We start from the raw sequence: 13,266 nt of genomic DNA, 5'->3' as shown, positions 1-13,266 counted from the left end.
CTCACTCTGTCGAAACGGGGCGATGCCCGTCGTGCAGCGCGGCGTGGAGCGTATGCCAGGCCAGCGTCGCGCACTTCACACGCTCGGGAAATTCACGTACACCGGACAGCACCGCCAGCTTGCCCATCTCCGGCGCGGCTGTCGCCTGCCCTGCAGCGGGTGTTGTCACCATGTCGTGAAAGCGCCCGAACAGCGCTTCGGCCTCTGCTTCCGTTTTGCCTTTCAGCGCCTCGGTCATCAGCGACGCTGATGCTGTCGCAATTGCACAGCCCGCGCCTTCGAAACTCGCTTCTTTGACGATGCCGTCCTCGATTCGCAGATAAAGCGTAATCCGGTCGCCGCACAGCGGGTTATAGCCCTCAGCCGTGTGATTGGCGCCGGACAGTCCATGACAGTTACGCGGCCGCCGGTAGTGGTCGAAGATGACTTCCTGATACAGATCGCGCAGATCGCTCATTTTCCGAATATCTCCCTGACCTTTCCGAGACCTTCGATCAGCGCATCGATATCCTGGTGCGTGTTGTAGAGGGCGAGCGACGCGCGCACGGTCGCCGGTACGCCGAAGCGCTGCATCACCGGCATCGCGCAATGATGGCCCGCACGCACCGCGATGCCGTGATGATCGAGAATCGTGCCGACATCATGGGCATGCACGCCGTCGAGCACGAACGACAAAATGCCTGCCTTGTCGCGTGCGCTACCGATAAAACGCAAGCCCGGTATCACCCGCAGGGCGGCCGTCGCATAGGCGAGCAGTTCGTTCTCGTGCGCGGCGATGACTTCCATGCCGATGCTGTCGACATAGTCGAGCGCCGCGCCCAGCGCAATCGCGCCGGCAATGTTCGGCGTACCCGCTTCGAACTTCCACGGAATCGCGTTGTATTCCGTTTTCTCGAACGTTACCGATCGGATCATGTCGCCGCCGCCCTGCCATGGCGGCATCGCTTCAAGCAGTGCGGCCTTGGCGTATAGCACGCCAATGCCGGTCGGTCCGTACACCTTATGCCCGGACAACGCGTAGAAATCGCAATCTATCGCGCGGACGTCGACCGGCAGATGCGTGATTGCCTGTGCACCATCCAGCAGCACCGGCACGCCCCGCGCGTGTGCCGCTGCAACGATGCGCTCCACCGGATTGATGCTGCCGAGCGCGTTGGCCAAGTGCGTCATCGCGACCAGCCGCGTACGTTCGCTTAACAAGCGCTCGTACGCGCCGGCATCGAGTGCGCCCGTATCGTCGATCGGCACGACTTTCAGCGCCGCGCCCGTCTGCTCGCAGACGAGCTGCCACGGCACAATGTTCGAATGGTGCTCCATCGCGCTAATCAGGATTTCGTCGCCGGGCTTGATCCGCGGGCGAGCATAACTCTGGGCGACGAGATTGATCGCTTCGGTCGTGCCACGCACGAACACGATCTCCTCCGGACGCTGCGCATTGATGAAGCGTGCAATCTTCGCGCGTGCGGCCTCGAATGAATCGGTCGCGCGCTGAGACAGCAGATGCACGCCGCGGTGCACATTGGCGTTGCTATGCCGGTAGTAAGCGTTTTCCGCGTAGATGACCGAGGCAGGCTTTTGCGTCGTGGCGCCATTGTCGAGATAGACCAATGGACGGCCATGCACGCGCTCGCCCAGAATCGGAAAATCGGCTCGCCAGTGCTCGACATTGCGCGGATCGGGCGTCTGCATCTGTTCGATCGGCTTCATAGCAACTCCCTGATGCGCTCGCCTTCCGGGGTGCGCGCGAACAGCAGTTTTTCGAGCCGGCCACGCAGCGAATCGATGCGCACACCTTCGACAATGTCGCGCGCAAATGCGTATGTCAGTAGCGCCCGTGCCATGCGCTCTTCGACACCTCGTGCACGTAAATAGAACAGCTGGTTGTCGTCCAGTTGACCGACCGTCGCGCCGTGTGTGCATTTCACGTCGTCGGCGTAGATCTCGAGTTGCGGCTTCGTGTCGATTTCCGCATCGCGTGACAGCAGCAGGTTGTGATTCGCCTGATGCGTGTCCGTTTGCTGTGCATCGCGATGCACGATGACGCGCCCGTTGAACACGCCGCGCGCTGCGCCGTCGAGCACCCCGCTGTAATGTTCGCGACTCGTGCCATGCGGCTCTGTGTGATCGATGCGCGTGTGGTGATCGACGTGCTGCCGGCCCCCGACGAAATAGAGACCGTTCAACGTCGCTTGCGCGTTCGGGGCGTTCAGGCTTGTGCCGATACCAGTGCGCGACAACGCGGCACCGAACGCGAACGCATGTGAGGTAAAACAGCTGCCCCGTTGCTGCGCAGCGGCGAGCGACGCGATATGAAAAGCCTTCGGGCCCTCTTGCTGCAACCGGTAGTGCTGCACGTCCGCCTGCTCGTCTGCGACGATGCGGGTAACCGCATTGGTCCAGTACGCGTCGCCGCTCAGCCCTACAAAATGCTCGACGATCGTGCAGCCCGAGCGTGCTCCTGCAAGCACGACATTGAACGGCTGCACCGCAAGACCCGCTTCGTCGGTCAGGAACAGGATCTGCAGCGGTTGATCGATGACCTCGCCAGGCGGCAGCACGATGGCAAACCCGTCCGTCATAAACGCCGTATTTAGCGCGGCAAAGCCATCTGAATACGCCTGCGAGGCGAATGCCGATTCCAGTTGTTGTGGCATTTCTCTCAACGCTCGGGTGAGCGAGCCCACAAATACCCCGTGTGGCAAACCATTCAGTTTCGACGGCCGCGGCACATGCCTACCGTTGACAAAGACCAGTCGATGCGCGGCAGGGTCCAGCTTGAGTTCATCGATGACGTGCCGCACGTCGCTATCGTCCGTGCGTTGTGCCTTGAAATGCCAGGGACGCTTGCCAATCGCCGACACGTTCGTGTATTTCCAGTCCTCGTGCCGCGTGGTCGGCAAACCCAGCGCGTCGAACTGGTCGAACGCGCTTCGGCGCGCAGCACGCAGCCATGGAAACTCAACGCCGGGCAACGTCTTCGCGAGTTGCCCAAACTGATGGAAATAGTCGAGAGATTCGTTTTTCATGGATGCCCCGCACTTTCCTCGCTTGCTGTATTTTCTGGTTGCACCGCTTCATCGTCGATCCAACCATAGCCTTTACGCTCCAGCTCCAGCGCCAGTTCACGGGACCCCGACTTCACGATCCGGCCATTCGCCAGCACATGCACGCGATCCGGCACGACGTAGTCCAATAGCCGCTGATAGTGCGTCACGAGCACGATCGCCCGTTCTGGACTGCGCATGCTGTTGACGCCCTGCGCGACAATCTGCAACGCGTCGATGTCGAGTCCGGAATCCGTCTCGTCGAGAATGGCGAGCCGGGGCTCCAGCACGACCATCTGCAGAATCTCGTTGCGTTTCTTCTCTCCGCCGGAAAACCCTTCGTTCACGGCGCGATACAGCAGACTCTCGTCCATCCGCATCAGCGTCATCTTCTCCTTGACCCGTTGCAGAAACTCCATCGCATCGAACTCCGGCTCGCCACGATACCGCCGCTGCGCATTCAGCGCCGCCTTCAGCAGATAAACGTTGCTCACGCCGGGTATCTCGACGGGATACTGGAACGCGAGAAACAGTCCTTGGTGTGCGCGCTCCTCGGGTGCGAGCGCCAGCAGGTCGCGACCGAGATACGAGACCTCGCCGCCCGTGACAGCAAAGTCCTCGCGCCCGGCCAGCACCTGGGCAAGCGTGCTCTTGCCCGAGCCGTTCGGACCCATGATCGCGTGCACTTCGCCGGCCCTTACATCCAGATCGATGCCACGCAGAATTTTCTTGCCGTCGACTTCGACCTGCAGATTGCTGATTTCAAGCATGGTCCGAATCCCTCGCGAATCGCTGTGGGTTATCCCACGGCGCCTTCCAGGCTGACGCCGAGCAGCTTTTGTGCCTCGACTGCAAACTCCATCGGCAGCTCCTTGAAGACCTCCTTGCAGAAGCCGTTCACGATCATCGACACCGCATCTTCCGGCGACAGCCCACGCTGCCGGCAATAGAACAACTGGTCTTCGCCGATGCGTGATGTCGATGCTTCGTGTTCGACCTTCGCGGTCGGGTTCTTGACCTCGATGTAGGGGAATGTGTGAGCGTTGCAACGGTTTCCGAGCAAAAGCGAATCGCACTGCGTGTAGTTGCGCGCGCCTTCCGCCGCACGGCCGACCTTCACGAGGCCGCGATACGCGTTCTTTCCGCGGCCCGCGGAAATGCCTTTCGACAGAATCGTGCTGCGCGTATTGCGGCCGAGGTGAACCATCTTCGTCCCGGTATCGGCCTGTTGATAGTGGTTGGTCAGTGCCACCGAATAGAATTCACCGACCGAGTTATCGCCCTGCAGGATCACGCTCGGATACTTCCACGTAATCGCCGAACCGGTTTCCACCTGAGTCCATGAAATCTTCGAATTGGCCTCGCGGCAGTCGCCACGTTTGGTCACGAAGTTGTAGATGCCGCCCTTGCCCGACGCATCGCCCGGATACCAGTTCTGCACGGTCGAATAGCGGATCTGCGCCCCTTCCAGCGCAACCAGCTCAACCACAGCGGCATGCAGCTGGTTTTCGTCGCGCATCGGCGCGGTGCAGCCTTCCAGATAGCTCACGTACGCGCCTTTGTCCGCGACGATCAGCGTGCGCTCGAACTGCCCGGTGTTCTGGGCGTTGATACGAAAGTAGGTCGACAGTTCCATCGGGCAGCGCACGTCCGGCGGGATATAGCAGAACGAGCCATCGCTGAACACGGCGGAATTAAGCGCGGCGAAGAAATTATCGGTGTGCGGCACGACCGAGCCGAGATACTTTCGCACCAAATCAGGATGATGCTGTATGGCATCCGAGAATGAACAGAACACAATGCCGAGTTCCGCCAGCTTTTCGCGGAACGTAGTCGCTACCGACACGCTGTCGAATACCGCATCCACCGCTACGCCCGCCAGCAGTTCGCGCTCCCTCAGCGGCACACCCAGCTTTTCGTAGGTACGCAGCAGTTCCGGATCGACTTCATCGAGACTCTTCGGACGATTCTTCTGCGTCATCGGCGCGGAATAATAGATTATGTTCTGGTAATCGATCGCCGGGTGTTCGACCGTCGCCCAATGCGGCTCGGTCATCGTGAGCCAGTGGCGATAAGCCGCGAGTCGCCATTCGAGCATGAACGCCGGCTCGTCTTTCTTCACCGAAATGAGCCGGACCACATCCTCGCTCAGCCCGCGCGGAAGCGCATCGGCCTGCAGATCAGTCACGAAACCGTGCTGGTATTCGCGGCTGATCAGTTCATCGAAACCGGTTGTGGATGCGCTCATGCGTGGCCTCCGTCAATCGACTTGCGCGCAGGCGTCGCGCCCGCGCGATGGGTGGAGATACTACGCGCGCGGATCGCGCTGATATCGACTGCGCGCAAGGTGGGGCCCGCCATGTCCGCCAGCGTGACCTGCTGCAACGCTTCGTAAATCAGGCGATTGACCTTCTGCCAGTTGGCTCGCACCGCGCACGCCGCCTCCTGGATACACAGGCCTGGCGTAGTGCTGCATTCGGTCATCCCGATCGGGCCGTCGACGACGGCGATCACCTCCGCCAGCGTGATCCGCGCTGGCGGCCGCGGCAGCAGGTAGCCACCGTTTGTGCCGCGCAGCGACTCCACGACACCACCGCGCGTCAGGACTTTCAGCACCTTTGACACCGTAGGCCCCGCGACGCCGGTCGCCGCAGCAATACTGCTTGCGCTGTGGACGGCATCGGGATCGCGCGCCATCGCAGTCATGATCACCGTGCCGTAATCGGCAAGTTTGCTCATGCGCAACATCGGAACATCTCCCGTTTTAATCAGGACCCTTTTGGTCCAGATTACATCGAAACGAAAACCGCACGTTTGGAGTGAGCGACACTGTCCTGTGTGGGGATTCCTGGCCACGTCGCGAATCGCTTTCCGTTTCGGGAGAAGTATTTCGCGAACGGCCCAACGCCAATTCCATTCTAGACCTGTATATATAACCTTGTCAGTGTATTGGTCTTCGTGACGGACAGCTCTGGCGAGCCACGCTCCATCGACTGCGAATACCCACTCGCCCGACGAGACATCAATTGTTTGATATCCAGAATATCGAAAACTGATTTAAAAGCCGGAATCCGCGTGTTCAGCGCATACATGAAAGCCCGGAATCCACGGTCACCGTTGCCGGTTGTCGCTGTCGGATGAATAATCCCCCGTCAAGATTCGGGCGTTTTACGTGCCCTAACGATGACGGCCCCTTTCGTCCGTGCCTGCATGAGATTGCCCTTCAAGGCGTACAGGCAATTAACAATTTTGCGCCGATAAATTCTGATTATTTCGTTTTCAGAAAAAGTATTTTACGAAGTAAGCGTTTACCCATGATGGATACCTCCTGTTCCAAACGATAGGTGTCCACGAAAGCGGGTCAACTCCAGAAGGTCACATCCGGGTAGGTTTGGGTGCGACTTCTGTCCTTGCACTACACGATCTTTGACTTTTCAGGATGCATCGTCAGCCCACACTCCGTCAGCGAGAGCCGCTCGATGGTTAGCGGCTCCTGCAAATGCGCACGGATGTATTCCTCCGCCCGTCGTACATAAAACGGCGCAAGCGGTCCGCGCTCGCGCGTCATGCCGCTTCGTACGCTGTTCGGTTGACCGTAGATAAGCGCGTTCAGCAGTGTCGACTCGAACTGCTCAAATGCGAGTGGATAGCGCAGCGGATGCGCCTCCGTACTCATGATTTCCGCGAGCATCGGCAGCAACTGCATCAGGCACACCCCTGTGCCGACGTCAGTGCGAATTCTGGCTCGAATTCGATTGCCCCACCCGCCGCGTCGCCGAAATGACGCCGTGCATGACGCTCAAGCACATCGCGCTCGATACGCGGGATGGCCTGCGGGCAAGCTTCGCCCCACCGCATGCGCAGCGCCAGCGTGGGCGACACCAGCGAGCCGGCGAGCGTCCATATTGAAGTGGACCTGCGCGTAGGCGAGCTCATACAGTTTGCGCTGCTCGTCGGAAGGGCAGCCGTCACCGATCAATGCTCGCCTCGCATCTATCCCGCTGCATAGGGTATCTACCGAACATTTCATGCTTGCGTTGTCAGGATACCTGATATCAAATACGGAACTATCGCGACGGACAGGCGCGTCTTCCAGGACGCGCTTTATTTTGTTCTTTATATCAGCCTGCCTGATATTGCATCAACGGTGATCGGCGCCAGCATTCCCGTCACGCTCATCGCTGCAATCGCCTGAAACCGAAGATCCCTCAACCGCAGTTCAACAAAAAAACATACAACTGGTCTGGAGACATCACCATGCAATTGAAGTCGACTCACGTTCTCATGTTCGGTGCGCTATGCGCGCTGAGCAGTGGAGCCTTTGCGCAATCGAGCGTCACGTTGTATGGCATCGTGGACACGGGGATCGAGTATGTCTCACACGCGAACGCGAAGGGCGACAGCGTCTTTCGCATGCCATCCGTTACCGGAGAGTTCCCATCACGCTGGGGGCTGCGCGGCAACGAAGATCTAGGCGGCGGCTACAGCGCTGTCTTCACGCTCGAAAGCGGCTTTAACGTGCGCGACGGCAGTTCTGGACAGGGCGGGAGGCTGTTTGGACGCCAGGCATTCGTCGGCATGAAAAGCCCGTATGGAACGCTCGCGTTCGGCCGTCAGTACACGATGACCTATCTTGCGGTTCAGGGCGCCGACATCATCGGTCCGGACATTTACGGCATGGGCTCCCTGGATGCCTATGTGCCCAACGCACGCGCCGACAACTCCATCACCTATCTTGGCTCGTACAAGGGCTTTACGCTGGGCGCGGGCTATTCATTCGGACGGGACGCGGCGGGTACCGGCAACTCGCCGGGACAAGGAACCTGTACCGGCTCGGTTCCAGGCCACGCCACGGAATGCCGCGACTGGTCCGCAATGCTCAAGTACGACTCTCAATATTTCGGCGCGGCTGCGTCGTACGAGGAGCAACGCGGCGGCGCGACCGCAGCCGCCAACTTCTTCGACGGAATTGCGCCGACACCTCTCATCAACGCCGCGGACAAGGACGCCCGTACGCAACTGAGCGCCTATGCGCAGTACGCAGGCGCGAAGATCGGCGCAGGTTGGATTGGACGCCGCGTAGTGACCCAGTCGCCGACAGTACCGAATATCCGTTCGGATCTGTTCTTCCTCGGCGCTTCGTACATGGTCACGCCTGCGCTCCTCCTCGATGGCGAAGTGTTTCGGATCATCAATAGCGACCACAATACCCGCGCCACGATGGGAACGTTACGCACCACCTATCTTCTGAGCAAGCGTTCGTCGGTCTATGCGCAGGCTGCGTATCTCGCGAACAGCGCGAAGGCGCGCTATTCGGTCAGCGGTGGCGGCGGTGGGACCACACCAGGCGCGGGCATGGGTCAAACGGGCGTGATGGTCGGCATTAAACACATGTTCTGATAGGGGGCGAGAATGAAACGAACTTCAATTGCTATGTGCGTATCGGCAGTGTCCGCGATGCTGGCGGCCTGCGGCGGCGGTTCCGACTCGCTCTCCACCAGTGCGACACAATTGCCTCAGCTTTCCGCAGCACAACCCGCGACGCTGTCAGGAAACTGCAGCGCGCTCGCCGCCAGGTTGACGTTTGCGGCCACGACGTTCACGTCCGTTACCGACGTGCCGGCCGGAACGCTCACGGTGGCAGGAAAGTCCGTGCCCGAACATTGCGTGATCGAAGGGAAAATGAATCAACGCACGAGCGCCGTTGACGGCCAAACTTATGCGATTGGTTTTGAAATGCGGCTACCCATCGCGTGGAATGGTCGCTTTTTCTATCAGGCCAACGGTGGTCTCGACGGTAATGTGACACCGGCGACGGGGGTGCTCAGTGGCGGGGGCCCGCTGAACAACGCTCTAAACATGGGCTTCGCCGTGATCAGTTCGGATGCAGGTCATTCCGGGTCGCAAAACCCGCTGTTTGGTCTCGATCCCCAGGCGCGCCTCGATTATGGCTATAACGCCGTTGCTACGCTCACGCCAATGGCCAGGCAGGTCATCAAGTTGGCTTATGGCAAGGGCCCCGACCGCAGCTACTTCGAAGGTTGCTCGAACGGCGGCCGTCATGCGATGGTGGCGGCAGCCAGGTCTTTCGCGGATTACGACGGCATCATTGCCGGCGACCCCGGCTTCCATTTGCCAAAGGCGGCGATCGGGCAGATGTGGAGCGCACAACAGCTAGCTACCGTCGCGACCGCCAAAACGTCGTCCGGAATTGCCGATATCACCACCGGCTTGACGACTGCTGAAAGGCAGCTCATCGCGTCGAAGATCATCGCGAAGTGCGATTCGCTGGATGGTGTAGCGGACGGGATGGTGCAAGACATCAAAGCGTGCCAGGCGAACTTCGACCTGGCCACGGACGTACCGACATGTTCGAGCAATGGGCGCGACGGCACCTGTCTTACGGCGGCTCAAAAGCAAGCCGTTGGAAATATTTTTTCTGGGGCGAAAAATAGCGCGGGCACTGCGCTCTATGCGAGCTTTCCGTATGACGTCGGTGTCAACGGATCAGGCTGGGCCGCGTGGAAGCAAGGCAATTCGATCAGCCTTGACCCGGCCGCGGCGGCCTTCGTATTTACGTCGCCGCCGCAGAGCGCTTCGCTGCTCAGCTCCATCGGCGCCTACGCTCTGAACTTCAACATGGACAGTGACGCGCCGAAGATCTTCGCAACGAGCGGTGTCTATTCCGAGTCTTCGTGGTCATTCATGACCCCGCCGAACGAGACTGATTTGAGCGGTCTGAGGAGCCGGGGCGCGAAGTTGATCGTCTATCACGGGACGAGCGATCCAGTGTTCTCGTCGAACGATACGACCGACTGGTATCAGCGCTTGTCCACGGCTAGTGGCGGTGACGCGAGCAATTTCGCCCGGCTCTTCACGGTAGCAGGAATGAATCACTGCAGCGGCGGTCCGACGGCCGATCAGTTCGACATGCTGACGCCTATGGTGGCATGGGTCGAGCAAGGGCAAGCGCCGAACCGGGTCATCGCAACGGCTCGCGACACGACCAACGCGATTCCGAATAGCGAGGTGCCGACTAGCTGGGGTGCCGGGCGCACGCGTGCGCTCTGCGCGTATCCGAAGGTGGCCCGCTATACCAGCGGAGACGTGAACTCGGCAAGCAGTTTCACTTGCTGCTAAGCCGCTGACCGTGCGAGGGGGGAGCGCCATCGCATCCGCGGAAATCGACGCTTTATGCGACGATCCGGCGCGCGCCGACGCAATGCGCCGCAGGATCGAATCCGCGAGCAGCGCGATGTCGTCGACACGCTCGCGCACCGCGGGCAAATGAATCGGAAACGCACTGATCCGGAAATACAGATCGGCACGGAATTGGCCGTCCGTGACCATCCGCTCGAGCGGCTTGTGCGTGGCCGCGACGAGCCGGAAGTCGGCGCGCAGCATATCGGTACTGCCCACGCGCCTGAAGGTGCCCGTTTCGATCAGCCGCAGCAGCTTCACCTGAATGGACAGCGGCACGTCGCGCTGTACCGCTCGATCCAGCGCATCCTCGGTCTCGCGCCGCAAACCCGCTTGTATCTGTGCCAAGACTACCAGCCTGGCGGCCGTCCGCTGCTCTTCGAAACGACGGTGGCCCAGCAGCGCGAACGGAACATCCACGTCCACGACGGCGTCGACGAAGCATCGTTCATCGCGATGCGCACGGCCCGCGACGCCACGCTCGCGATGCCCGTGCTGATCCTGCCTTCGGTGCAGGTCAACATGCGGGCGGGCCACCTGCCGCCGCCCGAAAGCGATGGCGTGTCATACATCAAGGTACCGGTCGATGCGCTGTGAGCGCGGCGGCCTGGAGCAAACAGGAGGATCAGACATGCGGAACACGAAACTCACAGCCCCTTCGAAGCCGGGTGCCGATGCGCCTGCCGTCACAGCGCAACGCATGCGGCCGGCGCGCCAGCACGACGTGGTGATCGTCGGCGCGGGCGCGGCCGGCATCGCGACGGCATCGAGCCTGCTCGCGCGCAGCCCCGATCTCGACATCGCGGTCATCGATCCCGCCGACACGCACTATTAGGGGTTGTAAGCCGGAACCGCAGAAATTTTCGAAATTGTTTTGATTCAGCGAATTAGCCTCTATTTGCGGGCAGCAAAGGCCTGATGATCCATCTGCCGCGCGCGTTGGATTTCGTCGCCATGCTGGTACATCGAAGTCGTCGCGATTGATGCATGTCGAAGGTTGTCGCGTACAGTCGTCAATTCGTGCAGCCAGTGATCGGCGGTTGCGTCGACCTCGAGGTCTGGCCGGGATTCGCTAATATCTGAAGCGTCGGGTATAGCAGAGGGTTTTTTGTTTAGCGGTCGCGGGTCTCGAACATGTGAGCAAGACGAGATGGAGTCATGCCGCGATCGGTAAACAAAAAACCCTCTGCTTTATGCGCTGCAGCGCATAAGTGCGTATCCCGGCCAGGCCTCGCGATGGATGCACGCACGCTCGTTCTCGACCAGATCGATGAATACGGTGGCCCGCTAATTTCTCGGCATCTCGACGAGGAGGCCCAGAGCGCTTTCGACGCCACCTGCAAGAAGCTTTATCGCTTCCTTTACCCCTCGTAAATCGCCTCAAACTACCCACAGATTCCGCCGACGATCCACAAACTTGAGCAACGTGAACGAGGTTTGCGCCTAAGCCTACATCACGCAAGCTGCTCAAAACGCCCCGAATCCCGATCGATTTACGTGCTCACGCTCACGTGCGGCGTGACCTTCATCTGCTGGCAGGCTTCGATGAATTCCTGTGCGTCGTAACCCTTTTCCGCGTCCAGCGTGATTTGCGCAGCCGCGTCCTTCGCTGCTTGCCGCGCATCGTTGATCATGACCTTGGCCGCGTCACGTTCAGCATGTCCGTCAGCACGACTAACGCGAGCGTTGACCACCAGCCCATGGCGGTTGTCGGTCAGCGTGTGGCCCATGAACCGCAGTTCGCTGGCCGTCTTGCCCTTGCGATGAAGCCGTGCGTCGGGATCGATCGTCGACTCGTGCGTCTCGTTGCTCCGCTTGGCACCCTTAAAGTCGCCCTCGCCGCTACCACCGTCGTTATCCCTGTCGTCACCGTCCTTGCGCACAAAGCTCTTGTGTCTCGCCCACGCCTGGATCAGCGTGCCGTCCACGCTGAAGTTCTCGCCCGACAACCAGTTCTTCTTCTGCGCGATAGACAGCACTTCGTTGAAGAATTCGGCCACCGCATCGTGACGGATCAGACGCTCGCGGTTCTTCGTGAACACCGTCGGCACCCACACCGAATCGTCCATCGATAGACCGATAAACCATCGAAAGAGCAGGTTGTATTGCGTTTGCTCCATGAGCTGGCGTTCGGACCGGATGCTGTAAAGCACCTGCAGCAGCATGGCCCGCAGCAGTTTCTCCGGCGCGATGCTCGGGCGGCCGCCCTTGATGTCAGTCTCATACATTCCGGCAAACAAGCGGTCCATCTTCGCCAGCGCCTCATTCGCCATGATGCGAATCGAGCGCAGCGGATGCAAGCACGGAACGAAATCGTCCAGCTTGCGCACGGAAAACAGACTTCCGGAGAACGTGTCGGCGCCGCGCATGATCTCCTTGGGGGTCGGGTGAGCTTCTCACATCAACGCCTTTACTATCCGTCGCGATGACTTCCGCGCGAGGTATTTCCGCAACCTGCCAGACGGGCGATACCACATTTTAATTTCAAGATAAACCCATCTTGAAAGATAGGTTTTTGAGATGAAATTTTATGCTTAAATTAACCCAAGCTAATATTGCCGGATCTTTGACTCAAGCATTCGGAATAAGCCATCCTTAATAAAATCAATAGGCCTCTCTGATTTTTTAGATGACAAATAGCAAGGATTGTGCATTACCAACTTCGGCACGCAACCAGGTAATATGCCCGGATGAAGAAGAACCGATCGCTCGTCACGGCTCTCGCTTTCCGACGGCGCTCACCAATTGCGCGGTGCGTTGGTACCCGCACGTGAGCACCAGATACGTGCCCTCGCGATGCGAAGCGAACGCAGGCATTCCTTTAAAGATTCGATCCAAGGCAGCAGCATTTTGCATTTCTACGGCACCGGATAAATGCAGCCTGCCATCACGCGGCGCGGATGGCGCGTTTGCTTGTCTGGCAGAACTGGATTGTTTAAAAAATAGTGCCATTTAATCACGGATTCGAAAATTCATCAAAACCCATCAAATTGACTAGATTTCGTTGAGTACCCGCAAGTGT

General features: G+C 59.5%; 9 protein-coding genes and 5 pseudogenes. 5 read left to right on the top strand and 9 right to left on the bottom strand.

Annotated elements, in window-relative coordinates; genetic code table 11:
- Position 1: 1 nt before the first annotated feature.
- The 7 genes and pseudogenes from sufU to OKW38_RS06530 all read right to left on the bottom strand — a co-directional run.
- Positions 2-457 (bottom strand): Fe-S cluster assembly sulfur transfer protein SufU, encoded by a 456-nt coding sequence (gene sufU, locus OKW38_RS06560; protein WP_429360580.1) that lies wholly within the window; start codon positions 455-457, stop codon positions 2-4.
- Entirely contained in the window at positions 454-1,707 is a 1,254-nt protein-coding gene (locus OKW38_RS06555; protein WP_090811483.1) for a cysteine desulfurase, read from the bottom strand. The genes sufU and OKW38_RS06555 overlap by 4 nt, the downstream gene beginning before the upstream one ends.
- Positions 1,704-3,026, bottom strand: coding sequence for a Fe-S cluster assembly protein SufD (gene sufD, locus OKW38_RS06550; protein WP_429360579.1), 1,323 nt, complete (start codon positions 3,024-3,026; stop codon positions 1,704-1,706). Before sufD ends, OKW38_RS06555 begins: the two co-directional genes overlap by 4 nt.
- Entirely contained in the window at positions 3,023-3,814 is a 792-nt protein-coding gene (gene sufC, locus OKW38_RS06545) for a Fe-S cluster assembly ATPase SufC (protein ID WP_090811487.1), read from the bottom strand. Before sufC ends, sufD begins: the two co-directional genes overlap by 4 nt.
- A 29-nt stretch (positions 3,815-3,843) precedes the next feature.
- The gene (gene sufB / locus OKW38_RS06540; RefSeq protein ID WP_429360578.1) at positions 3,844-5,292 is read right to left on the bottom strand and encodes a Fe-S cluster assembly protein SufB; all 1,449 of its coding nucleotides are present in this window, start codon (positions 5,290-5,292) and stop codon (positions 3,844-3,846) included.
- Complete coding sequence (locus tag OKW38_RS06535; RefSeq protein ID WP_429360576.1) at positions 5,289-5,792, bottom strand: SUF system Fe-S cluster assembly regulator; 504 nt, start codon at positions 5,790-5,792, stop codon at positions 5,289-5,291. The genes sufB and OKW38_RS06535 overlap by 4 nt, the downstream gene beginning before the upstream one ends.
- A gap of 718 nt (positions 5,793-6,510) precedes the next feature.
- A pseudogene (locus OKW38_RS06530) lies at positions 6,511-6,932 on the bottom strand (AraC family transcriptional regulator); the annotation flags it as partial.
- A gap of 369 nt (positions 6,933-7,301) precedes the next feature.
- On the opposite strand from OKW38_RS06530, the gene OKW38_RS06525 reads away from it, so the two are divergent.
- Both OKW38_RS06525 and OKW38_RS06520 read left to right on the top strand, forming a co-directional pair.
- Complete coding sequence (locus tag OKW38_RS06525; RefSeq protein ID WP_429360574.1) at positions 7,302-8,444, top strand: porin; 1,143 nt, start codon at positions 7,302-7,304, stop codon at positions 8,442-8,444.
- A 12-nt stretch (positions 8,445-8,456) separates the two neighbouring features.
- Positions 8,457-10,184: a tannase/feruloyl esterase family alpha/beta hydrolase gene (locus OKW38_RS06520; protein ID WP_429360573.1), complete on the top strand. Its 1,728-nt coding sequence runs from the start codon at positions 8,457-8,459 to the stop codon at positions 10,182-10,184.
- Between the two features lie 24 nt (positions 10,185-10,208).
- Here the strand turns inward: OKW38_RS06520 and OKW38_RS06515 are convergent.
- Positions 10,209-10,526, bottom strand: a pseudogene (locus tag OKW38_RS06515) (sigma 54-interacting transcriptional regulator); the annotation flags it as partial.
- A gap of 3 nt (positions 10,527-10,529) precedes the next feature.
- Between OKW38_RS06515 and OKW38_RS06510 the strand changes: the two are divergent.
- The 3 genes and pseudogenes from OKW38_RS06510 to OKW38_RS06500 form a co-directional block, all read left to right on the top strand.
- Positions 10,530-10,841, top strand: a pseudogene (locus OKW38_RS06510) (MBL fold metallo-hydrolase); the annotation flags it as partial.
- Positions 10,842-10,875: 34 nt separating this feature from the next.
- Positions 10,876-11,076: pseudogene (locus OKW38_RS06505) on the top strand (FAD/NAD(P)-binding protein); the annotation flags it as partial.
- A 404-nt stretch (positions 11,077-11,480) separates the two neighbouring features.
- Positions 11,481-11,618 carry a hypothetical protein gene (locus OKW38_RS06500; RefSeq protein ID WP_187611924.1) on the top strand — a complete coding sequence of 46 codons (138 nt, stop codon included), beginning with the start codon at positions 11,481-11,483 and terminating at the stop codon, positions 11,616-11,618.
- A 122-nt stretch (positions 11,619-11,740) separates the two neighbouring features.
- Here the strand turns inward: OKW38_RS06500 and OKW38_RS06495 are convergent.
- A pseudogene (locus tag OKW38_RS06495) lies at positions 11,741-12,613 on the bottom strand (IS5 family transposase); the annotation flags it as partial.
- Positions 12,614-13,266 lie beyond the last annotated feature (653 nt).

Origin of the sequence: Paraburkholderia sp. MM5496-R1, assembly GCF_050436205.1 — a bacterium.
In the GTDB taxonomy this organism is placed as follows: domain Bacteria; phylum Pseudomonadota; class Gammaproteobacteria; order Burkholderiales; family Burkholderiaceae; genus Paraburkholderia; species Paraburkholderia tuberum.
This window is presented reverse-complemented; position numbering and strand designations above follow the sequence as displayed.

What these genes read in the sequence shown, in the direction of transcription:
- sufU (WP_429360580.1), bottom strand. Translation starts at nt 457, where the DNA reads ATGAGCGATCTGCGCGATCTGTATCAGGAAGTCATCTTCGACCACTAC.
- OKW38_RS06555 (WP_090811483.1), bottom strand. Translation starts at nt 1,707, where the DNA reads ATGAAGCCGATCGAACAGATGCAGACGCCCGATCCGCGCAATGTCGAG.
- sufD (WP_429360579.1), bottom strand. Translation starts at nt 3,026, where the DNA reads ATGAAAAACGAATCTCTCGACTATTTCCATCAGTTTGGGCAACTCGCG.
- sufC (WP_090811487.1), bottom strand. Translation starts at nt 3,814, where the DNA reads ATGCTTGAAATCAGCAATCTGCAGGTCGAAGTCGACGGCAAGAAAATT.
- sufB (WP_429360578.1), bottom strand. Translation starts at nt 5,292, where the DNA reads ATGAGCGCATCCACAACCGGTTTCGATGAACTGATCAGCCGCGAATAC.
- OKW38_RS06535 (WP_429360576.1), bottom strand. Translation starts at nt 5,792, where the DNA reads ATGTTGCGCATGAGCAAACTTGCCGATTACGGCACGGTGATCATGACT.
- OKW38_RS06525 (WP_429360574.1), top strand. Translation starts at nt 7,302, where the DNA reads ATGCAATTGAAGTCGACTCACGTTCTCATGTTCGGTGCGCTATGCGCG.
- OKW38_RS06520 (WP_429360573.1), top strand. Translation starts at nt 8,457, where the DNA reads ATGAAACGAACTTCAATTGCTATGTGCGTATCGGCAGTGTCCGCGATG.
- OKW38_RS06500 (WP_187611924.1), top strand. Translation starts at nt 11,481, where the DNA reads ATGGATGCACGCACGCTCGTTCTCGACCAGATCGATGAATACGGTGGC.